This is a genomic window from Massilia timonae (assembly GCF_001866515.1).
In the GTDB taxonomy this organism is placed as follows: Bacteria; Pseudomonadota; Gammaproteobacteria; order Burkholderiales; family Burkholderiaceae_D; genus Telluria; species Telluria timonae.
On sequence record NZ_JRYB01000001.1, the window covers coordinates 4,698,678 to 4,720,923 of the forward strand.

At 65.8% G+C, this 22,246-nt stretch carries 19 protein-coding genes; 5 read left to right on the plus strand and 14 right to left on the minus strand.

Going from position 1 to position 22,246, the window contains the following annotated elements:
* Positions 1–22: 22 nt before the first annotated feature.
* From LO55_RS19915 to LO55_RS19955, 9 genes are all read right to left on the minus strand, one after another.
* Positions 23–1,171, minus strand: coding sequence for an MFS transporter (locus tag LO55_RS19915; protein ID WP_071362810.1), 1,149 nt, complete (start codon positions 1,169–1,171; stop codon positions 23–25).
* A gap of 22 nt (positions 1,172–1,193) precedes the next feature.
* A complete protein-coding gene (locus tag LO55_RS19920) occupies positions 1,194–2,255 on the minus strand; it encodes a phosphotransferase family protein (RefSeq protein ID WP_071362811.1) in 1,062 nt (353 codons plus the stop codon).
* Complete coding sequence (locus LO55_RS19925; protein ID WP_071362812.1) at positions 2,252–3,526, minus strand: acyl-CoA dehydrogenase family protein; 1,275 nt, start codon at positions 3,524–3,526, stop codon at positions 2,252–2,254. The genes LO55_RS19920 and LO55_RS19925 overlap by 4 nt, the downstream gene beginning before the upstream one ends.
* A gap of 21 nt (positions 3,527–3,547) precedes the next feature.
* Positions 3,548–4,285, minus strand: coding sequence for an SDR family NAD(P)-dependent oxidoreductase (locus LO55_RS19930; RefSeq protein WP_071362813.1), 738 nt, complete (start codon positions 4,283–4,285; stop codon positions 3,548–3,550).
* Positions 4,282–6,540, minus strand: coding sequence for a CoA transferase (locus LO55_RS19935; RefSeq protein WP_071362814.1), 2,259 nt, complete (start codon positions 6,538–6,540; stop codon positions 4,282–4,284). The genes LO55_RS19930 and LO55_RS19935 overlap by 4 nt, the downstream gene beginning before the upstream one ends.
* Positions 6,540–7,055 carry a carboxymuconolactone decarboxylase family protein gene (locus LO55_RS19940; protein ID WP_071362815.1) on the minus strand — a complete coding sequence of 172 codons (516 nt, stop codon included), beginning with the start codon at positions 7,053–7,055 and terminating at the stop codon, positions 6,540–6,542. Before LO55_RS19940 ends, LO55_RS19935 begins: the two co-directional genes overlap by 1 nt.
* A gap of 173 nt (positions 7,056–7,228) precedes the next feature.
* On the minus strand, positions 7,229–7,585 hold the full coding sequence (locus LO55_RS19945; protein ID WP_071362816.1) for a nuclear transport factor 2 family protein: 357 nt from the start codon (positions 7,583–7,585) through the stop codon (positions 7,229–7,231).
* The gene (locus LO55_RS19950) at positions 7,582–8,637 is read right to left on the minus strand and encodes a hypothetical protein (protein WP_071362817.1); all 1,056 of its coding nucleotides are present in this window, start codon (positions 8,635–8,637) and stop codon (positions 7,582–7,584) included. Before LO55_RS19950 ends, LO55_RS19945 begins: the two co-directional genes overlap by 4 nt.
* Before the next feature lie 4 nt (positions 8,638–8,641).
* Positions 8,642–9,916, minus strand: coding sequence for a cytochrome P450 (locus LO55_RS19955; RefSeq protein ID WP_071362818.1), 1,275 nt, complete (start codon positions 9,914–9,916; stop codon positions 8,642–8,644).
* Positions 9,917–10,095: 179 nt separating this feature from the next.
* On the opposite strand from LO55_RS19955, the gene LO55_RS19960 reads away from it, so the two are divergent.
* Positions 10,096–10,782 (plus strand): TetR/AcrR family transcriptional regulator, encoded by a 687-nt coding sequence (locus LO55_RS19960; protein ID WP_229410193.1) that lies wholly within the window; start codon positions 10,096–10,098, stop codon positions 10,780–10,782.
* On the opposite strand, the gene LO55_RS19965 is transcribed toward LO55_RS19960, so the two are convergent.
* Both LO55_RS19965 and LO55_RS19970 read right to left on the minus strand, forming a co-directional pair.
* Positions 10,760–12,340 carry a phytoene desaturase family protein gene (locus LO55_RS19965; protein ID WP_071362820.1) on the minus strand — a complete coding sequence of 527 codons (1,581 nt, stop codon included), beginning with the start codon at positions 12,338–12,340 and terminating at the stop codon, positions 10,760–10,762. The two genes, LO55_RS19960 and LO55_RS19965, sit on opposite strands and share 23 nt — an antisense overlap.
* 100 nt (positions 12,341–12,440) lie before the next feature.
* Positions 12,441–13,235 (minus strand): TetR/AcrR family transcriptional regulator, encoded by a 795-nt coding sequence (locus tag LO55_RS19970; protein WP_083415445.1) that lies wholly within the window; start codon positions 13,233–13,235, stop codon positions 12,441–12,443.
* Positions 13,236–13,426: 191 nt separating this feature from the next.
* Between LO55_RS19970 and LO55_RS19975 the strand changes: the two genes are divergently transcribed.
* Both LO55_RS19975 and LO55_RS19980 read left to right on the plus strand, forming a co-directional pair.
* On the plus strand, positions 13,427–15,058 hold the full coding sequence (locus LO55_RS19975) for an ATP-dependent acyl-CoA ligase (protein ID WP_071362821.1): 1,632 nt from the start codon (positions 13,427–13,429) through the stop codon (positions 15,056–15,058).
* Positions 15,059–15,096: 38 nt separating this feature from the next.
* The gene (locus LO55_RS19980; RefSeq protein WP_071362822.1) at positions 15,097–15,480 is read left to right on the plus strand and encodes a VOC family protein; all 384 of its coding nucleotides are present in this window, start codon (positions 15,097–15,099) and stop codon (positions 15,478–15,480) included.
* 27 nt (positions 15,481–15,507) lie between these two features.
* Here LO55_RS19980 and LO55_RS19985 read toward each other — a convergent pair whose 3' ends face one another.
* Positions 15,508–17,796, minus strand: coding sequence for a hybrid sensor histidine kinase/response regulator (locus LO55_RS19985; RefSeq protein WP_071362823.1), 2,289 nt, complete (start codon positions 17,794–17,796; stop codon positions 15,508–15,510).
* A gap of 292 nt (positions 17,797–18,088) precedes the next feature.
* On the opposite strand from LO55_RS19985, the gene LO55_RS26470 reads away from it, so the two are divergent.
* Entirely contained in the window at positions 18,089–18,577 is a 489-nt protein-coding gene (locus tag LO55_RS26470; protein WP_143054571.1) for a TolC family protein, read from the plus strand.
* A 143-nt stretch (positions 18,578–18,720) separates the two neighbouring features.
* Here the strand turns inward: LO55_RS26470 and LO55_RS19995 are convergent, their stop codons facing one another.
* A complete protein-coding gene (locus tag LO55_RS19995) occupies positions 18,721–19,470 on the minus strand; it encodes an MBL fold metallo-hydrolase (RefSeq protein ID WP_071362825.1) in 750 nt (249 codons plus the stop codon).
* Positions 19,471–19,692: 222 nt separating this feature from the next.
* On the opposite strand from LO55_RS19995, the gene LO55_RS20000 reads away from it, so the two are divergent.
* On the plus strand, positions 19,693–20,502 hold the full coding sequence (locus LO55_RS20000) for a TlpA disulfide reductase family protein (protein WP_229410194.1): 810 nt from the start codon (positions 19,693–19,695) through the stop codon (positions 20,500–20,502).
* A 30-nt stretch (positions 20,503–20,532) separates the two neighbouring features.
* On the opposite strand, the gene LO55_RS27300 is transcribed toward LO55_RS20000, so the two are convergent.
* Entirely contained in the window at positions 20,533–22,146 is a 1,614-nt protein-coding gene (locus LO55_RS27300; protein ID WP_083415447.1) for a methyl-accepting chemotaxis protein, read from the minus strand.
* Between the last annotated feature and the right edge of the window lie 100 nt (positions 22,147–22,246).

Sequence of the window (22,246 nt, forward strand, 5' to 3'; positions counted from 1 at the left end):
GTAGGTGCGTCCATCGATCGATTCAGCTTGCGGATGGCCGGATGCGCCGCGCCTGGAAGCCGCCCATCCCGAGCGCCGCGGACATCAGCCAGAACAGGACGGTGGCGCCGGCGGCCGTACCGACGGCGCCGAACAGCAGCGGCATCGCCGCCATCGAGGTGTGGATCGCCATGGAGCGCAGCGCCAGCGCTTCGCCATGGCGTCCGGGCGGTGCGACGTCGTGCAGCGACGCGAGGATCGCCGGCTGCACCACACCCAGAGCGACACCGAGCACGGCCGCGCAGGCGGCCATGGCCCAGCCGCTGTGCAGCAGCGGATACGCGCCGAATACCGCGCAGGCGAGCAGCATCGCGCCGGCCAGCAGGGTGCCGCTCGCCATGCGCCCGGCAAGCAGCGGCATCAGCAGCCGTACCAGCATCGAGGCCGCCGCGTAGGCGGCGAGCACGGCGCCCAGCGCCGAGGCGCTCAGGCCGCGCTCGACGCCGAGCAGCGGCAAGGCGAAGCCGTGCACGTCCCAGCAGAGCGAGACCAGCCAGCTGACCAGCAGCAGGCGGCGAAACGGCGCCTGGCGCAGCAGGTCCCAGGCGGAAGCCTGGTGCTTCCTCGGCGCGGCAAGCGCGGCCTGCGCTTCGGCCGGCACCGCCTGCGCTGCCAGCAAGGTCGCCGCCGGAAACAGCGCCAGCGCCAGGAAGGCTGCTGAAAATCCCGCCTTGTCGATCAGCACGCCGGCCAGCATGGGTCCGACCAGGCCGGCGATCGCGGGCGCCAGCGCGATCCAGCTGAAGACGCGCAGGCGTCCGGCATCGCTGCCCGCAAGCCGGCTTGCGCTGCGCTGGATCGCGATCATCCCGAATCCGGAGCCCGCGCCGCTGAGGGCCGCGGCGGCGCACAGCGTGAACAGGCTGTGCGATGCGGCAGCCAGCAGCGTCCCTGCCAGGGCGCAGCAGGCCGCGATGCGTACCGGAAGGTGGTAGCCGCGCCGGTCGGCCAAACGCCCGGCGGGCAAGGCCAGCAAGGCGGGGAAGACGGCGAACATCGTCATCACCAGCCCTACCGACCAGGCCGACCGACCCAGCGCCAGAACGCCCAGCGGCGCGGCCAGCCGTACCCCTTGGACGCAGGCGTGCAGGCCGACCTGGCACGCGACCATGGCCGCCAGCGCAGCGTTCATGGACGCTGCGGGAACCGGACCGCTAGGCATGGCTCCCCTCGATCGATGACAGCGCTTGCCCGAGCAGGCGTACCGCCGAAGCGTGGTGCCGGGCGCCGGTGCCACGGTCCGCCAGGCCGGCGCAGGAGCGCGCATGGCTGGCTTCGAGCATGATCCCCAGCTTGAAGCGCGCCAGCGCCACGTACCAGTCGATCGCCGACAGGTCGCGCCGGCTGCCTTCGCGGTAGCGCTCCACCAGTTCGGCGCTCGATGCCAGTCCCTGCGCCGGCGTGATGCGGATCGTCCCGGCGCCGCGTCCCGCGGCATCCGGCCAGGTCGCCACCAGCCACCCGAGGTCGAGCAGCGGGTCGCCGACCGTCGCCAGCTCCCAGTCGATGATCGCGGCGAGCACCGGACGGTCGTTCCTGAACATCACGTTACCGAGATGATAGTCGCCATGCAGCAGGCCGGGGCTGAAGTGCGTGGGCACCCGTTCGCCCAGCCACTGCGCCACCTCCGCCACGCCGGGCAGCGATGCTGGCCCCGGCCATCCGGCGTACTGCCGGCACCCATCCAGGTGACGCAACCAGCGCGGAACCTGGCGCTCGAGGAAGCCGTCGGGCTTGCCGAAATCATCCAGGCCGACCCGGCAGGGGTCGATCTCGCCGAGTCGCAGCAAGCCGTCCACCATCGACAGACCCATCTCCCGGCGCCACGCGGCACGTTCGGCGTAGCGCCCGCGCAAGGGATTCGGGGTGGCCGTGAAACCGTCCACGGGGGCCATCAGGTAGAACGGCACACCCAGCACGGCGGCGTCGGCGCAGGACGCCACCAGGGACGGATGCGGGACCGCGCGGCCGGCCAGCGCCTGCAGCAGGCGCGCCTCGCGCAGGAAGCCGCGCTGGACCTCGACCGGCGCGCCCTGGCGCGGGCAGCGCAGCACGTAAGCCTGTCCGGTGCCGCGCTCGAAGCGCAGCAGCACGTTCTGCGTCCCGCCGGTGAGCGCGGTAACGCGCCGCAGCTGCCCTGCCCCGATTCCCTGCGCATCCATCCAGCGCGCCAGCGCATCCAGGTCGGGCCTGCCCTCGTGGGTCGCGCCGCTCATCCCAGCACCGGTCGGAATTTTTCCGCGGCGGCAGCGGCGGCGGTCGGGCGATGGTAATCGGGGAACAGGTCGTCGCAGGCTTCGTAGTCACGCAACAGCTGGCGCGCGACAGTCACCTTGTGCACCTCGGTCGGCCCATCGGCCAGGCCCATCTGGTAGGCGCGCACGATCAGGCCGACGAAGGGCATCTCGGTCGAGACGCCGATCGAGCCATGCACCTGCAGCGCACTCGAGGCGATGTCGTGCAGGACCCGGGGCATGGTCGCCTTCACGGCGGCGATGTCCTTGCGTACTTTCTGGTAGTCGTGATACTTGTCGATGCGCCAGGCGGTCCGCATCACCAGCAGCCGGAACTGCTCCAGCTGGATCCAGGCGTCCGCGATCTTCTCCTGCACCATCTGCTTGTCCGACAGCAGCGAGCCCTGCGTGCTGCGCGACAGTGCGCGCTCGCACAGGGCGTCGAGCGCGCCCTGGGCCTGGCCGATCACGCGCATCGCGTGGTGCACACGCCCGCCGCCCAGGCGCACCTGCGCGATGGCGAACGCGGCGCCCGGTTCGCCCAGCATGCACTCAGGCCCGACCCGCACCCCGGCGAAATTCAGGTAGGCGTGGGTGGCCTCCGGGTCGTCCGCGACCCCGACATTGCGGATGATCTCGATTCCCGGCGTATCGGCCGGCACGACGAACATGCTCATGCCCTGGTAGACAGGCGCATCCGGATCGGTGACCGCCATGACGATGAAGAAGGCCGCGTAGCGCGCGTTCGATGCGAACCATTTTTGTCCGGTGATGACCCAGCCGTCACCCTCCCTCACCGCGCGCGAGGTGAATACCTTGGGGTCGGCGCCGCCCTGCGGCTCGGTCATGGCGAAGCAGGAGACGACCTCGTTGGCCAGCAGCGGCGCCAGGAAGCGCGCCTTTTGCTCCGCCGTGCCGTAGGCCGCCAGGATTTCGCAATTGCCCGAATCGGGCGCGTGGGCGCCGAAGACGATCGGCGCGAACAGCGCGCGCCCCAGGATCTCGTTCATCAGGCCGAGCTTGACCTGCCCATAGCCGGCACCGCCCAGTTCCGGCCCGAGGTGGCAGGCCCACAGGCTGCGCTCGCGCACCTGCCGCTGCAGCGGGCGCACCAGCAGGTCGAAGCGCGGATCGTGGATATTCCACGGGCTGCCCAGCACGTGCTCGAGCGGCGCCACCTCCTCGCGCACGAATTGCGCCATCCAGTCCAGCTCCGCCTGGAATGCCGCGTCGGTTTCAAAATCCCATGCCATCTCAGTCTCCCGTGTCCAGTCTCATGCAAGCAGCAGGCCGCCGTCGACCAGCAGCGTCTGGCCCAGCACGTAGGCCGCCAGCGGCGACGCCAGGAACAGCGCCGCACCGGCCATGTCGGCCGGCGTGCCGAGGCGGCCCAGCGGTATCTTCCTGAGCGAGGCTTCGAGCCGCTCAGGGTGGTCGGTGGTCACCCGGGTCAGCTTGGTGGCGACCAGTCCCGGTGCGATGCCGTTGACCCGGATGCCGTCGCGGGCCCAGGCTTCGCCGAGCGTGCGGGTCAGGCCGAAGGCGCCGGTCTTCGAGGCGTTGTAGGCCGGCGTGCCGACCGTGGAATGGAAGGCCGCCGCCGAGCTGACGATGATCATCGATCCGCCTGCGCGGGCGAGCATGTCGTGGAAGCGGTCGCCGCAGGCCATCAGGCTGACCAGGTTCACGTTGACGACCTCGCGGAACGCGGGCAGCTTGAATTCCTCGCGCCGGTAGCGCACGATGCCCTGGGCGCATACCAGCACGTCGAGACGGTCGAAGGGCAGCGCCACCGTGGCGATGGTGTCCGCATCGGCAACGTCGACCCGGGCGTAATGCAGGCCTTCGAGGTCCGAGCCGGACTCGCCGGCGTAATCCGCGGCGCGCGGCCGCGTACCCCATACGTGCACCTCGGCCCCGCGCGCACGGAAGGCCTGGGCAATGCCATTGCCGATGCCGCTGGAGCCGCCGACGACGAGTACGGTCTTCCCGGTAAAATCGAGTTCGTTCATGGAATTCCTGTGGATGGGTTCATCAGCACGGTCAGCCCCTGGCGCTCCAGCGCAGCGACCTGCGCCGGGCCGAGCCCGAGGCCTTCCCAGACCTGGGCGCTGTGTTCGCCCAGCGCCGGCGGCGCACGGTCCAGTTTCAATGGCAGGTCGCCGAAGTCCCAGAAGGCGCCGACCTGTTCGAGTTCTCCGTACACCGCGTGGCGGTAGCGCGCATGCAGGCCGGCCGCAGCGCATGCCGGGTCGTCGAGGAAGGCCGCGCCCTGCGACTCCAGCACCGGCTCGGCCGGCACCGCCGCGCCACGCAGTGCCGCCAACGCTTGCTCGCGCGGCTGTGCGGCGAACCACGCCTCGCGCTCCCCGGCCGTCTTGCCGGCCAGCCGTGCCAGGGCATCCTGTTCGTGCGCATCGCATGCCGCCAGCGCGAGCCAGCCGTCGCTGCAGCGGTACAGCCGGTGGTCCGGCGACAGCCCGGTCTGGCCCGCGTCGAGCTGCGCGACCGGGGTGATCGCGCCGTCGGGCAGCATGACGGCCTCGGCCGCCGTCAGCAGGGTGGCGCCGAGCAGGGACGATGCCACCATCTGCCCCTCCCCTGTCTCGAGCCGGCGGTAATGCGCCAGCAGCACGGCAAACACGGAAGACAGCGCGGCCAGGTAGTCGCCCACGCCGAAGCGCAGCCACATGGGCGGGTTGCCCTGGCCGCCGCATTCGACCTCCCAGCCGCAGGCGGCCTGCATCAGCTGGTCGAAGCCGGGCCAGTCCTTTTGCTCGCCCTCCGGTCCATACGAACTGATGTGGCAGTACACCAGCGCCGGATTGATCCGGCTGAGTGCCGCATGGTCGATGCCCAGCTTGCGCGCGGCCGGCAGGCGGATGTTGTGGTGCACGACGTCCGCCCAGCGCACCAGTTCTTCGAGCGCCTCCTGTGCGCCGGCTTCGCCGAGCTTGAGCGCGACCCCCAGCTTGCCGCGCTGGGTGCCGGCGAATATCCGCTCCAGCCGGCGCATGGCGTCTCCCGCCGGCGGTTCGACCTTGATGACTTCCGCGCCGAGGTCGGCCAGCAGCATCGTGGCGAACGGGCCTGCCAGGTAGGCGCCGAGGTCGAGCACCTTCATTCCGGCCAGCGGCGGCAGTGGCGTGCCGACCGGCTGGGCCCTCACCGGCGCGGCCGATGCCCAGGAAGGCGTCGACGCTTCGAGGCTGGCCAGCGGCCCGCGCAGCCTGGGCGGCGGCTGGGTCAGGTAGGAAGGCCCCGGCTGCCGCACCCGGCCCTGCGCACGGTCTTCGATCTCGACCACGTAGCCGTTTGCGCGCGCCTGGGCACTGGCGTAGATCGCGCCGAAGGGTGCTGCTACCTGGGCCGCGACATCGTGCTCCCAGAAGTGGCGCACCCAGTCGCCCGCCGGCCGGGTGGCCATGATGGCCTTGTTGGCGCCGAAATTGGGTGCCACGTGGCTGGGCGGGTACTTGGCGTTCTCCGCCGCCGCGGCCTCCGGCCCCATGGCGGCCAGCGCTTCCGCCATCCAGGGGGCCTTGTCGGGCGAGTAATGCACGTGCACCCATGCGCCGTCGGCGCAGCGGTGCAGCGGGATCGGCGTGTCCTTGGACAGTCCCTTGGCGAACACCGGCGTCGGGCGTTCCGCCCGCGACCAGTGCATGCTCATCGGGGCGAGCGCCGCCTGCGCCAGGCTGGTATGCGCGGCGCCGCCGTGACCGTCGCGCCGGCGTGCGACCAGGCGTGCCATCACGCCGATGGCGCTGAACCAGGCCGCGAGCCAGCCGGCGAAAGGCATGCGCACGAACACGGGGCCGGGGCGGTGGCCGGGCTGCTCGTCCAGTAGTCCAAGCCGCGCCAGCACCAGGGTCTCGCGCGGCGGCGCCTCGGCCAGCGGGTGCTTGCGCGGCCAGCCACCGATCGCCGACACCACCAGCTGCGGATTCAGGGCTGCCAGCGACGCATCGTCCAGTCCATGCGCCGCCGCCTGGTCGGGGGTGAAGTCGTGCAGCAGCACGTCGGCGCCCGTCAGCAGTCCGGCCAGTGCGGTCTTGCCGGCCTCGGTATCCAGATCGAGGGCAAGCCGCTGTTTGCCGCGGTTGAGTACGGAGAACAGAACCGACTCGGCATCGTCCGTCATCGTGGGCGTTTCGATGCGGATCACCTCCGCGCCGGCCTCGGACAGTTGCAGGCCTGCCGCCGGCCCCGCGATGCCGCTGGCGATTTCGATCGCGCGGACCTGGTGGAGGATCGGCCTGTCCATCACGCGTCCTTCTCGTAAGCCTGCTGCACGTAGGTCATGCGCCCGCCCGCCAGCATCAGCGCGCAGAACATGTTCAGTTCGACGATGTCGGGGATGCTGAAGTGGCGCTTGAGCGTATCGAACACGGCATCGTCGATGGCCATGTAATCGGCGGCAAACAGCTCCGCATAGCGCAAGGCTGCCTGTTCCGCCGGGCTGAAGCGCGCGTCGCCGGATGCCAGGCAGGCGATGTCCTCCTCGCTCACCGCATCATCCTTGCGGGCCAGCTGACAGGCCTTGCACGTCGTGATGGAAGCGATTTTCAGCCGCACCAGTTCGCGCAGACGTCCCGGCAACAGGCCGCGCGAATGGATTGCCTCGAGCGTGGCGAGCCAGGCTTCGGCGAGCTCCGGGCGGTGGGCCCAGACCTGCACCGGGACAGTCGAGCTGAGCATCCGGCTGGCGCGTCCACGCTCGACGGCCGCAGCCAGCGATGGCGGGAAGCCGGCGAGCGGAACGGTTGGCAAGCGCGTCATGGCCGTCTCCCGCCGGCACGCCAGCCTGCACACTGCAGTAGCCCGGTCATCCATGTCTCCTGTGCCGCTGTCGCTCGGACGATCTGGCGCGGCCTGAATTATTGTACAGAATGTCTATTTCTGTTCAATATATACAGGTTTCCGGAAATTGTCGACTGACTTCTGCGGTGGACTCAGGACCTGTCGATGAAATAGCGCACGTGCAGCCGCCCTTCCCCGTCGAAGCGATAGAGCTCGATCGTTTCGATGGCGCGCTCCGTTCCCCTCACCAGGTTGCGGTTATGGCAGGCGGCTTCGTTTCCGTTGACGATCAGCGCCACTTCTTCGATGGCGATGGCGGCGTTCTGCCTGGCCCACATCGCGTCCAGCACCGGCCAGCCGTCGGAAGCGTGCTGGCCGACGTACTCGATGCTCAATCCGGCCGGAGCGGCCTCTCGGTAGGCCGACAGGAAACCCGCCTTGTCGCCGGCGTTCCAGCATGCGGCCTGGGTGTGGAGGAAGCGGCGGATGGCATCCGTGTCCATGCTCATGGGGATTCTCCTGTGGGCGGCAGGTCGGCGCCGGGTAGGTCGCGGGCGCTGCCGTTGCGGCGGTCGGTTTCGCCCCAGCCGAGGGAGCGGTCCGGCTCGCGTGTATCGCCGGCGCGGCGCCAGCGCCCTTCCTGCTGCGCGGTAATCGGGAAGCCTCCCACGAAATCGACCATTTCGCCCTTCGGATCGGGCACGAAGTCCCAGCGCTCGGCGCCGTCCAGGACGATATGCGCACTCTCCACGAAATACGAGCCTGGTTTGTGGACGACCTGTCCCTCGATGTCGGTGGTGCAGCGGACGTCCCCTTTGTGGTTCTGGAAGATGGCATAGCCCAGCTTCCCGTGCCCGACCATGAAGGAACCGCTGTCCCAGCTGCCGTCGGTATACACGGTGGCGAAGGTCCACCAGATCACGTGCATCTTGTTGTTGACCACCAGGTCCTTCTGGAAGTGGATCGCTCCGCCTTCGGCCATCCAGGCCTGGTCGAGGGTGATGATGCCTTTCACCGGCCGCCCCTCGCAGGTGCCTGCGACATCGTACAGTTGCGACACGTAGAAGGTTCCCCAGTCGCGGCCCGGCAGATACCACTGCATGCCATCCCCGAGCAGTTTGCCGGCAAGATCGAACAGACCCTCCTCCTTCCAGCTGAACTGCGTTCCGGAAGCGGTCAGGCGCCATGGCTTGCCTGGTTCGCCCTCCAGGCTCGACCAGCCGGCAACTCCATTATCCAGCCAGCGCTGCGGGAACATGGTAAGTGCCTGCCCGCCGCTCTTTTCCTTGTCGATGCGGATGTGCCTGCCGTCGCCGATCCGGGTCGACTGGTAGATGAACTTGGTCGGGTTCGGGCTGCTGCCGGGCGCATTCAGGGCCCGCACGAAAGCGTAGATCTCGCCCTCGCGGTCGCGCACGCAGCCGAAGGGCATGTGCTTGGTCAGCTTCAGGCCGAAATGGTCGCGCAGGTCGGCCAGGCCCTCGCCGGTGACCTGCTGGGGAGCGACCAGGCACTGGTAGTCGAAGTCGGCCCGCTGTGGAATCGTCTTGAAGGTCTTCATGGCTTCAGTCCCAGATGACGTGGACGTGGGCGGCGCCACGCAGCTGGGCACCTTCGATGACCGGCGGCGGCTGGTCCGGATCCAGGCGCAGGTTCGGGAACAGGTCGAGCAGCGCATTGACGGCGCAGTTGAGCTCCATCTTGGCGACGAACTGGCCGATGCACATGTGGGGACCGAAACCGAAGCCGAACGACGGCTTGGCGCGGCGGTCGATGTCGAACACGTCCGGACGCTCGAACACTTCCTCGTCACGGTTGGCCGAGGCCACCATGCACTGGATGAAGGACCCCTTGGGTATCGTTACGCCATGGAACTCGACCTCCTTGGCCGTCTCGCGGACCTTGAAAGTCGCCACGGGCTCATAGCGCACCGCCTCGTCGATCAGCTTCGGCACCAGGGCGCGGTCGGCCCGGACGCGCTCCAGCAGCCCGGGGGTGCTCAAGAGCAGGGTCATCATCGAACTGAAGGTGCGGGTCGTGGTTTCGCCCGAGGCAGGCAGCAGCGAGCGCACGAAGGTGGTCACCTCGTGGTCGTCGAGCATGCGCCCCTCGTGCTCGGCGCGCAGCAGGCGCCCGATCAGGTCATCCCCTACGCTTCCCGCGGCGCGGCGTTGAACCACCACCGCATGGATGGCGTCGTACAGCAGCTTGACCGCGATGCCGGCATTGCGACGTGCTTCCACCGCCTTGCCCGGATCAATCTGGTTGCCGCCGACCATGGCCAGGGCCCAGGCCGCATACTGGCGGTACTGCTCCGTGTTATCGGTCGGGAAACCCATCAGCGCATACATCTCGCGGATTGGGAAACCGAGGCCGAACTCCATCAGGTCGGCCTTTTTCAGCGGCACCATCGGCTCGAGGAAGTCCTTGCGGATGACGGCGTCGATCTGGTCGCGCCATTTGTTTACCGTCTCGGGCATGAAGGCCGGCTGCAGCAGCGCGCGCACGCTGCGGTGCTGCTCGCCGTCCATCGCCAGCACGATCAGGCCGTCGAAGAAGGCGCCCAGGCCTTCGGCAATGAAGCCGCTGGTATAACTGTTGGCGTCGCGCAGCACCGCCATCACGTCCTGATGGCGGAACAGCGCGAAGGTCGGGCGCGTGCCCTGCTGCATCCCGGCATTGGTCGGCACGCCGAACTGTTGGATGAAGTCGCCCACGAAGATCGGCGAGGTGGCGCGCGCCGCGCGGCAGGCGGCATGCAGGTCGCCCTTGCCCTTGTAGGTTGCGGAGACCGAGGAATAGGCGCTTTCCAGGTCGAGGTCGGCAATATCTGTGCTCACGCTTGTCTCCTTTAGACTTGAACATTTATTGGAATGATGTTCACATAGTAGCCGGGGCCGGCACGATCCGGACGGCTCCGGGCGCCAACTTTGTTTGACCCCGAGTCAAGCGCCCTGTGTTCAGGCCGGGGAACCCACATCTCGAAGACGACACCATGGACGAGCAGCCCAGCACTTGTATGCCCTTGAAGGCTTTACCGAACAAGCGCGACACGCTCAGGCGCATCGCGGAGGCGGCGCGGTGCGAATTCGTCAGCAAAGGGCTGGCCGATGCCCGGGTCGATGACATCGCCCATGCGGCCGGGGTGACCAAGCAGCTGGTCTACCATTATTTCCGCAGCAAGGAAGAGCTGTTCGCCTGTGTGCTGGACGACTCCTCGGCGCAGGCCATGAATGCGCTGGTGACGCTCGAGCTGGACCACCTGCCACCGCGCGACGCGCTGCGCGCGCTGCTGCAGCGGATGGTCCAGCCTTACCACGAGGGTGCGCTCAGCAGCCTGGCCCAGGAAGGCGTCCGCTTCCACGAAAGCCGCATTACGCCGCGCAACAGTTTTACGGAGCTGGCCCCGCGCCTGAGGGGCAAGATGAAGGAGACGATCGAGCGCGGCATCGCCAGCGGCGACTTCCGCGCCGACGTCGATCCCGACATGCTGCTGGCGCTGGCTGCACTGGCAACGACCGGCGCCTGGGTCAACCGCTATACCGTGTCGACCCTGTGCGGCCTGGACGTGGCCAGGGCACCGGATGCCGACGCATGGCGCCGCTTTTCGGTGGAGTTCGTGCTGTCGGCGCTCGAACGCGAGCGCAGCAGCCGGCACCCGCTGGTGCGCGACGCGGCCCCGCTCAGCGCGCCAGGTAGCGGCTGACCCGGCGCGCGGCGATCCGTCCCGGCAGCCCGTTGATGCCGCCCCCAGGGTGGACGCCGGCGCCGCCGAGGAACAGGCCGGCCACCGGCAAGCTGTCGCCACCCAGCCCCGCGGCGGGACGCATCAGGGCGCTGCGCGCCGGGCTGGTATCGATGTGCACGACGCAGCCCCGGTGGACCCTGAGACGTTCGGCCAGGTCCGGCGCCGCTTCGATCCGGCGCCCAATCTCGTATTCCCTGAGACCGTCCATATACTGGGCCGCATGGTCAACCACCTGTTGCCCGACCGCGGCGCGGATCGCGTCCCACCCCTCCCGCGGCTCGACCGGCATCGCCACCGGATAGAGGTAGGCCACGTCCTGCCCCGGCGGCGCCTGGCCCGGATCGACGGCGCTCGGCGCGGTAATCCACATATAGGGCAGCGGCGACACCTCGCCGCGCGCGGCGGCGCGGAAGTTGTCCAGCACCGCGTCGGCAGTGCCGATCAGGAGCACGCTCTTGCGCAGGCTGAGCCCGTCCGGCCGCATCGCTTCATGGCGGCTGTAGCCGACCTGCCCCGAGAGCGCGACATCGACTTTCAATGGCGATGCGCCATGGCCGTTCGCCGGGGCCAGCGCAACGCGGGTCAGGGTGCGGCGGTCGAGCGCGCCGGGCGTGACCATCTCGAGCGCCATTTTCGGGTGGATCGAGGCGATCACGGCGCGCGCGCCGATCACTGCGCCGCTTTGCAGGCGTACGCCCTTTGCCACGCCTTCCTGTGCCAGGATTTCGGCAACCGGGGCGTCGAGCATGATCTCTCCACCGAGCTCGCGCAGGCGGGCCGCCAGCGCGTTCGACAGCGTCTGCATCCCGCCCGCCGCCCGCCCCAGGCCGAAGCGGTGGATGAAACCGAGCAGGGCGAAATAGATGCCGGTGGCCTCGCCCGCGATCGGACCGGCCGCGCCCAGCAGGCAGCACAGTGCGGATTGGGTCACCGGGTGCTCGAAGCGCTCCATGATCGAGGTATAGGCGGGGCTGCCGATCAGCGCCATCAATTCAGGCTTGAGAGCGCGGTTCTTGAACATCGCACGAAACGCCTGCCATTTGGCGCCGACATTGCGCTGGGCCGGATCGACCCGCATCATCGGGATCGCCACGTCGATGAAGGCGTTCACCAGCTTCATCAAGCCAAGGAACTCGTCGGCGTCGCGTGCGGAGAAGCGCCGGATCTCGGCCGCCGTCTCCTCCGCGCTGCGGCCGAACACCAGGGAACTGCCGTCGGGGTGGAGATAGACGTAGCCGGGGCTCATCTCCACCTGGCGAAAGCCATGGCGCTCGAGCTGCAGCTCCTGCGGCATCATCGGGTGCACGCGCAGCGACATCAGGTCGAGCGCGCATGGGTGGATGAGATGCTGGGGGGCCTCGGGAATCAGGTAGCCGCTGGATGCCATGCCGCCCACCTTCTCGCGGGCTTCGACGACCACCACCTTGTTCCCTGCTTCGGCGAGATAGCACGCGGCTGCCAGCCCGTTATGCCCACCTCCGACGATCGCCACGTCGTATTCGCTTGTCGCTGCCATGCTGTCTCCCGGATATCGTTTTGATGTCCGCAGGATTGAAGCACATGGCCGGACGCAAGGTCCGAAGAACGGTTTTACCTCAGGTAAAACCTGGGCTTGCTCAACGGCGCGCGACGCGGCCCGACAGCAGCATGATGACGAAGCGCTCGATCCGCCGCATCAGGTTGCGGCGGTCCGCACCGGAAGGCACCAGCACGTCGCTCAGGATGAAGCGCACGATCAGCTCGCAGATCAGTTCGCGGTCGAGCGTGATGCCGCGCCGTTCTTCCCAGGCGTCGAATGTCACCGACAGCACATCCTGGAAGCGATGCACCGAATCGTGGAAGATGCGCTGGAACCAGCGGCTCGCATATTCCGGTGCGACCAGCAGCAGGCGCCGTGCGCGGCTGCGTTCCAGGTACTCGTCGACAAAGTTCAGCACGGCCTGGAAGCGCTCGTCCGGATCCTCGTAGGGGCACACGGCTTCGATCAGGTGGGCATGGAACTGGTCGCGCTTGTGGCGCGAGAATGCATCGAGCAGGTCGTCCTGCGACGAGAAGTAGCGGTAGAAGGTGCCGCGCGAGATGCCGCTCTCCTGGCAGACGTCGAGGATCGAGATCCGTTCGGCGCCGGATTGCAGGATGATTTCTTCCGTCGTGGCGAGGATCTTGGCGATCGTATCGCCGGAGCGCTTGTTCAGTTTGACCGGCACGGCCCCGCTACGTACAGCCGGCGGCTTCTTTGCCTTCTCGGCCGGCGCAGTGCTCTTTACGGCCTTGAGCTTGTCCGGTCCGGGTTTCGCGGACGCCGCCTTCGGCCGGGCGCTTGCCGCCGCCGCGGCGCTGGCGCTCGACGCGCGCTGGCTTGCCGCCTTCACGGCGGTCGCCGGCTTCCTGGGTTTGACGGCAGTCGTCATCGATTCACTCCGCTAAGCGCATTTTTTTCGAACCCGGATTGTAACGTAAGGCCAACTCCATTAGAAGCGTGCATGCGGGCCAACATCGCATTTCTTTGACACTTTTCACGAATCTGTTTATATTCATCAAACAAACGAACGCAAGGGATTTCCGCAGGCCATCCGCCGGGCGTCCCGACAAAGGAGACAACATGGCTGGAATGGGCAATCCCGAGACCTGGTCGCTCGGGCAGCAGGACACCGTCATCGCCGCGCTCGACCGGGCTGTCGCGGCCCATCCAGAGCGGGTACTCTTCGACTTCGGTGGCGAACTGAGCACCTATGGCGAGTTTGATCAATTATCGACACGACTGGCGCATTCGCTGGCGGGACTGGGCCTGAAGGCGGGCGACACGATCCTGACCATGCTCGACAATAATATCGATGCCGTCACCGGATGGATCGCCGCCAACAAGCTGTGCGCGGTCAGCGTTCCGGTCAACACGGCACTGCGCGGCGAGTTCCTGCGCCACCAGATCGCCGATGCGCGCGCCCACATCGTCATCTGCGAGGCCGATTATGTGGAGCGCATCGCTCAGGTGGCGGACGGCCTGCCGGACGTCACCCTGATCCTGTACCGCGGAGCGCTCGCCGCCCGCCCGCCCTGCCCGGTGCGCATCGATTCGCTCGACGAACACCGCGGCAGCTGCGACGACCCGATCACGGTCAAACCTGCGCCATCCGACCTGGCATGCATCGTCTATACCTCCGGCACGACGGGCCCGTCGAAAGGGTGCATGCTCAGCTATAACTACATGTGCAACCTGGCGCGGCTCCAGCTTCGTGCAGGGCCGGCGACCGACAAGGACGTCACGATCACGCCCCTGCCGCTGTTCCACATGAATGCGATGTGCGTGGGCGTGCTGGCGAATATCATGGTCGGCGCCCGCGTGGCGATCGTCCCGCGCTTCTCGGTGTCGAACTTCTGGCCGGAAGTGGAGCGAAGCGGCGCGACCATCGCGTCCATCCTCGGCGGCATGGGTGGTTTGCTGGCGCAGGCGCCGGACAGCGAGGCGATGCGGCGCTGCCTGGGCCAGATCCATACCGTGCGCGGGAATCCGTTTACCGAGGAAACCAAGCGTATCTGGCGCGAACGCTTCGGCGCGCGCCAGGTCGGCGGCAACGGCTATGGCCTGACCGAGGCGAGCGTCATCACCTCGCTCGCCGCCGGCGAATACGCCGCGCCTGGCTCATCCGGCAAGCGCATCCCCGACTTCGATGTGCGCATCGTGGACGATCTCGACCGTGAGCTGCCGGCGAATACGCCCGGCGAGATCGTGGTGCGGCCGCTGCGGCCCGACATCATGTTCATGGGCTATTGGGGACGTCCTGCCGATACCATGAAGGTAATGCGCAACATGTGGTTCCACTCTGGAGACATCGGCAAGTTCGACGAAGACGGCTTCTTCTACTTCGTCGACCGCAAGAAGGATTACCTGCGCCGGCGCGGCGAGAATATTTCCAGCTTCGAGATGGAGTCGGCATTCGCTGCACATCCCGAGATCGAGGAAGTCGCCGTCCATGCCGTCCCGTCGGATAAAGGGGAGGACGACGTCAAGGTAACGGCAATCCTGAAGCCGGGCAGCAGCCTGCAGCCGGAAGCCCTGTTCCACTGGGCGGTCGATGCGGTGCCGTACTACGCCCTGCCCCGCTATATCGAATTCCGCGCGTCCATGCCGAAGAACCCGCAAGGCCGGGTCCTGAAATACCAGCTGCGCGACGAAGGCTGCACCGATGCCACCTGGGATCTCGAGCGGACCGACATCAAGGTCAGCAAGCGCTAGTCAGGCAGCATCGATCACACCCCTTAACAGGAACGAAAATGAGCATACTCACCCACTTCACGCTCGGGACGCATGACCTTGAGCGTGCCATGAACTTCTATGACCAGGTGCTGGCGCCGCTGGGATTCACGCGCCTGCTGAAGGTCGACGGCCGGATCGCAGGCTGGGGGCTTGCTGCGCCCCAGTTCATGGTGGGTTATCCGCGCAACGGAGAGCCGGCGACGGCAAGCAACGGCCTGACCATCGGCCTTGCCGCACCCAGCCGTGCCGCTATCGACGAATTCCACCGCCGCGCGCTTGCGCTCGGCGCCAGCGACGAAGGCGCTCCGGGCCCGCGCCCCTTTGCGCCCAATGCCTATGCCGCCTATATCCGCGACCTCGACGGACACAAGATCGCCGCTTCGTGCCGCCAGCCCGGCTAGGCGGACAGCAAGCACTGAGGCGGCCGGCTATGAGCCGGCCAACAATTTGTCGATTGCTTCGAAACCGATGGGTTTCACGAGATGGGCTGCAAAGCCCGCCGCAGCGCTGCGCTCCTTGTCGCCCTCCTGCCCGAAGCCGCTCAACGCGACAAAGCGTGCCTCAAGATTGTGTCCGGTCTCTCGCATCAAGCGAGCGAGTTCATGCCCGCTGATCCCGGGCAGTCCGATGTCAAGAACGGCAAGGTCCAGCGGCTCCTGGATGAAGATTTGCAGTGCCGCCTCTGCGGTATGGGCGGTTTTCACCTCATGGCCGCAGGCGCCGAGCCCTTCGCTCAAGGTGTCGGCGGCGTCGACATTGTCATCGACGACCAGAATGCGCCAGGGTTTTCCGGAATGCCGCATGCCCGGGAGGGGCAGCGCATCCTGGGCCGCTCCGGGGGCCGAGGTCAGCGGTAAGCGTACCGTGAAAGTACTTCCTTTCCCTACGCCTTCGCTCTGCGCCACCACACGTCCTCCATGCAGCTCCGACAAGTTCTTTACCAGTGCCAGGCCAATCCCGAGTCCGCCGACAGAACCATGCAGCTTTCTCTCTCCCTGGACAAAAGGCTCGAATATGTGTGGCAACAGGTCTGCCGACAGTCCAGTGCCGTTGTCGGCAACCTCGATCTTGAGTGCCTCATTCTCGATGCCGGCGCGCAGGGAGATCTCCGCTGCCGAAGGGCTGTAACGAGCTGCATTCGTGAGAAGATTGGAGACGATTTGCGCCAGGCGCGCCGGATCGCCATACCATTGCAGCGAGACGATATCGACATGCAGGCGCTGCTGTTTTTGCGCGATGAGCGGCATCACCATGTCGACAGCACCCGTCAACACGTCGTGGACGTCGACGATTTCTTTCCGCAATTCGACCTTGCCCCGCGTGATGCGCGAGACATCGAGCAGATCGTCGACCAGACGTGTCAGATGGGTCACCTGGCGGCGAATGACGACCTGTTCACGCTCCGTGTCACCCTTACGAATCTGCATCAGGTCCAGGGCGGTGACGATCGGCGCGAGCGGATTGCGCAATTCGTGGCCAAGCAGCGCGAGGAACTCGTCCTTTGCGCGGGCGGCCTCCTGCAATTCGACATTCAGTTTTTCGACCTGGGTACGCGACTCGACCTGGACGGTGATGTCCACTGCGATCACCATCAGACCGTACACCTCGCCTGAAAGCGTCCGCAAGGGCGAGAGGTTGTAGGTGAAGTACCGGTCGTCGAGCGCTCCACCGTTGCGGTGGATCTGTACCAGCGTCGGCTGCGAAACGAAGGGTTGCCCGGCTCGGTAAACCTCCTTGAACTTCACATGGACGGGCGAGCCCTCCAGTTCAGGAAACACATCCAGGAAAGGCTTGCCCACCATCTGATCGGCCGGCCGGCCGCTCACCATCGCGTACATCGAATTGACCAGGTGATAGACGAGTTCTTCTCCGATCATGACGGCCGTTCCGACCGGCGCATCCAGCAGCAGGCGGTCGCGTTCGGCTTCCACAAGCCGGCGCAATGCTTCGCTATCAACGCGATGGCGCGCACTTGCTACCAGCACCGTGAACTGTTCGAGAAAAAGGCGGTACGCAGCATTGCGCGCAACCCTTGGTGACAGCGCGAAGCACACGGCGAGGTCGACCGGGACCCCGACATCAGGCGCCGTGATGCGCGCCGCGAGCGGCGCCGCCATGGCTTCTTCAGCCGCCGCGTCGAGCGGCATGAGTTTCGCATTGTGGATGTCGTGCGGATTGAATGCGACCGCCTGTTCGACCGCGGTGTTCAGCTCATCCACTGTGTGTGCGTCCGCCAATTGCTGGCGCAAGAAGTCCAGTGTCTGCTGGCGCCGCGTGCTGACATTACGCTCAGTCGTTTCCTCGGACAGGAGCAGGACGCCGCGAACCGCAGCCGCGTCATCCCGGACAGGCGTGAACGAATAGGTCCAATACGTATCTTCGATCCAGCCATCCCGTTCGATACTGTATAAAAAATTCGAATAGACAGTCGAAGGACCGCCATCCAGGACAAGCTTCACCAATGGACTGATCGATGCCCAGCCGTACTTCCAGCTATTCGCAGCAGGCTGACCGAGTGCTATCGGGCCTTCGCCACCATCGACACGCGGCGCGTAAGCGTCGTTGTAAATCTGTAGGCAATCCTCACCCCACCATATGACCATGGGTTCGGTGGAATCGAGGATCAAGGTAAGAAGAGCTCGTAAACTGGCCGGCCACTGTTCAGCCGGGCCGATTGGCGTCGATGCCCAATCATGCTCCGCTACCAGTCTACGCATGCCCTTTCCATGGACCCGTGGAGCGAGCATCTCACCGCTTGCTCTTGGGGGGCTTGTCGATGCTTGTGTAGGCATTTGGGGGGGCTGGGCTTTGGAAAAGAGCGAACGCTGTGGACGACTGCACATTGTACCTAAGTAATCGCCCAGTTCGATTCCTCGCAGTAGTGAGAACGGCTGGTCGCGATGAGTTGCCGGTCACCGTGCCAAGCAAATAGCCCCTGAAAGGACACGTGCTTGACGAACTAGGCGAGGACGGGACTCGGACCCGTCCAGACGGCTCCGCAGGCGTTACGTGACCACTCCGCGTACGTCAATTTGTTCGATCAGACATTATTCTTATAATGTCGAATCATGGGCAGCCGAAGCCATTTCAGTGTCGGTATTGACTGCAACTTGGCGTAAGCCGTGGCGGGCCGCGCCAGCAGTTCGCCATGCCGACCTGGATAGCGCGCACGTCGCGCGCGACATGGCGGCCGCGCAGTACCGCAAGACCGCGCAGGCCGCGTTTCGCGGAGTCGTCGGCTGTCTTGCCGCCCGCGAGACCTTCGGTGCCGCACTGGATGCGCGTCGCGGCAACATCGCGGAACAGCGACGGCGTCTACAACTCGCCCAGATTTCGTATCGCAGCGGCACCAGTGACTATCTGAGCGTGCCCACCGCCGGAATCGGCCTGTACAACGCCGAGATTGCGCTTATCGCCCTACAGCAGCAGCGCCTGGCTGCGATGGCGAGCTGGGGGCGGATGGATGGAACGAAGCGGCGATTCGCCGCCGCACGCTGACCTTGGCAAGGACATCCCGCTCGCGCGGGCTCATGAACACCCACGAATACCGGACTCAATCTGCTTCTTGTCACCAGACTGCCACTTCATTCGTCGGTGTTTTCCCATGACATACATCGGTCGCCCGATCCTATATCGGCGGATTATCCTTGCGGACTCTCGGTCATCTGCTGGCAGTACTTGCTGAGATTCTCCGGCAGATCAGACGGACACACGCCGCATTGCTTATTGCCGGGGACCGCATAGTCGATAAACTTCGGATATGGCAGGTCGAGCCCCGCCATGATCTGCCGGAATTCCTCGATCGAGCGGTCCGCACCGAGGCGAGGATTGCGCTCCTTTTCCTGCATGACGGAAGACACCCACCTTTTCTGATAATCGTGCGCCGGATAGACGAGCGTTTCATCGGGCAGCGCAAACAGCTTCCCCCGTACGCTGTGATAGAGCGCAGCCGAATCGCCCTGCTGGAAGTCAGTGCGCCCGCAGGCTTCGATCAACAGGGCGTCACCCGTGAAGACGCGGTCCCCGAGCACATAGGCGAAATGACCCGACGTATGGCCCGGCGTATGCAGGGGCTGGAATTCCATGGAGCCTACCTTGAAAGGGGTCCCCTCTTCCAGCTGAACATCCGCACAGTCAACGCGTTCCGCTGCTGGCGCTGCAATTCGGCTCCCCACCTTGTTCTTCAGCTCCAGCGCCGCCGTGATGTGGTCGGCGTGGACATGGGTGTCGATGCTGTATGCAAGTGTCAGCCCCAGGCGCCGAAGCTCCTCCAGGTCACGATCGATGGTCACGATCACAGGATCGATCAATACCGCTTGCCCGGTTTCCGGACAGCCGATCAGATAGGTGTAGGTGCTGGACAAGGGCTCAAAAAGCTGTCGGAAGATCATGCGGCTTCTCCTTCTGAAGACAAGGGCGCACGTGCCCTCGGTGCCCGCAGTATAGAAGACCAATGAGGTTTCCGGCGCGCGCTGCCACCACGATACAGCCGCGTTCGATTGCTAATGCTGCATTAATCCGCGCGCTTTAGCATTCCCTGGCAAGCGGTCCCGAAGCCATGACACGGCCGCTGCATGACGGACGTGCCAGGCTGTCCTTTCAGGAGCGCAGTAGTGGACAAATTCAACGTAGGCAGTTGGGGAATACCGGCGCTGGCCATCCTCGCCAGCGCTGCTGTCAGCTGGTGGTACCGGCGCAGGCGTGGCTGGCACAGCTGGCCGGCAGTATGGAAAACGATTCTGGGCGGCTTGGTCGCCGCCCGGATCACGTTCGTACTTCAGAATGCACCGGAGTATGCTGCCGAGCCGCTCTCGATCCTGGACTTCAGTGACGGTGGATTCTCCGACACGGCTGGCATCCTGGTGGCATTCATGCTGGGCGCGCACCTGACGGCCAGAACTAACACGCCGCGCCGGCCGGTCCTCGCCGCGGTCCTTAGTGCTGGCGTGGTCTGGATCGGCGGCGCGATCGCCATGCTTGATTTCGGACCGCCCAGCACGCCGGTGCCGCTGGTCGAACTGCGGCGGCTCGACGGCACACCGGTGCAACTACAGACCCTGACCGACAAGCCGATGGTGGTCAACCTGTGGGCGACATGGTGTCCGCCATGCCGGCGCGAGATGCCTGCGCTGCAGGATGCCCAGAAGCGCCATCCCGGCATCACCTTCGTCTTCGTCAACGAAGGTGAGGACGCGGCGACGATCACGGCGTTCCTGGCGCAGCAGAAGCTGGATCTCGACAACGTACTTACCGACCGCGCCCGGGAACTGGGGCGCCGTACCGGATCGTTTGCCATGCCGACGACGCTCTTTTATGGCAAGGATGGCCGGCTGTTCCTGCGTCACATGGGTGAGCTCGACCGTGACGGCCTCGACAGGCGCCTGGAGATGCTCGCAGCGCCAGCGACGGGGTTCAAGCGCTGACCACTTGCCGGCGCAACCCGCAGCGACCGATTACCCCGCCATCGCTGGCAGGTTGAGACGGGACGTGCGCGCAGTCCCGCCGTCCAGGCGCAGCGAATGTGCAACCGGCTCCGGGACGAGCTTGAAGGTGCTGACCACCGCCAGCAGCTCCTGCGCCTGCACCTGCATCGAATCGGCCGCCGCGGCGGCTTCTTCGACGAGCGCCGCATTCTGCTGCGTGACCTGGTCCATTTGTGCGATGGCCTGGTTGACCTGTGCGATCCCCGCGCTCTGTTCCTGTCCGGCGAGCGTGATCTCGGCCATGATGTCGGTGACGCGCTTCACGCTAGCGACGACCTCGGTCATGGTATCGCCCGCGACATTGACGAGTTTGCTCCCAGCATCGACCTTGCCTAGCGAGTCGCCAATCAGCGCCTTGATTTCCTTGGCCGCCGCCGCGCTGCGTTGCGCCAGGTTGCGGACCTCGGATGCAACGACCGCGAAGCCGCGACCCTGCTCGCCCGCGCGCGCCGCTTCCACCGCTGCATTCAGCGCCAGGATATTGGTCTGGAATGCGATACCGTCGATCACGCCGATGATGTCGGCGATGCGCCTGGCGGCCTCGTTGATCGCACCCATCGTGCCGACTACCTCCCCGACCACCTGCCCGCCCTTCAGCGCCACTTCCGACGCCGTCGTCGCCAGTTCGTTGGCATGTCGGACGCTCTCGGTGTTCTGCTGCACGGTGCTGGTGAGTTCCTCCATCGAGGCCGCAGTCTCCTCGAGGGAGCTGGCCTGCTCTTCGGTGCGCGCCGACAGGTCCAGGTTGCCCGCCGCGATCTCGCCTGACGCAGTCGTGATCGTATCGGTACCGTCGCGTACCTTCTGCACCAGCATGGCAAGGCTCTGCTGCATCTGGCGCATGGCGAACATCAGGCTGGTCCGGTTGCGCTCGTCATCGAGGGCAATCTGCACGGTCAGGTCGCCGGACGCGATCGAACCGGCAATGCTCGCGGCATAGTCCGGCTCACCGCCAAGCTGGCGGGTAATGCTGCGGGTGAGCCAGAACGCGACGGCGCCGCCGGCAAAGACGGCGAAGGCGGCAAGTACAAGGCTCAGCGTGGACATCGTTTGCGTACGTGCGATCAGTTCGCTCTTGACCTGCTCTGCCGCCGTGTTTTTCTCCTTAAGAATCTTCAACAGCTCCGCACGCATTTCACGCCATACCGGGGTTTCCTCGCTATTCAGTATCATGGCGCTGGAGACGGCATCGGTCTTTACCAGTCCGACGATACGATCTTGTACCGCAGCACGCTGCTGCTGAAGGTTTTCCAGCTTCGCCAGCGCTGCATCCGCGGCGGCATCGTGCTTCGCGAGTCCACGGGCGGATTTCAAGGCGTTGCCGAAATCCTTTCGTGCGGCCGCGAGGTTCTTGTAGCCGATTTCGTTATCAGGTGCGAGGATAATGTTGCGCAAGGCTTGCCCCATCTGCAGGCCCTGGGCGTACATCGTGTTTGCCTCTCCCAGAAATGCCTGGTCCTGATCGACAAAGCTGCCGAAACGCGAGCTTGCATCGCGCATCCCCGTAATAGCAACAGCCAGAGCGACCGCGAACAACATAAAGACGATAGCCATACACAAGGCCATCTTGTTTCGTAATTTCATCCATCCCTCTCAAATATGTAGGTTCACCGTGTGCACAAACAGTTAGCGGGATTATCTATGGAAACAAATAATTCCACGAAGAAATAATGAGGGCTTCGGG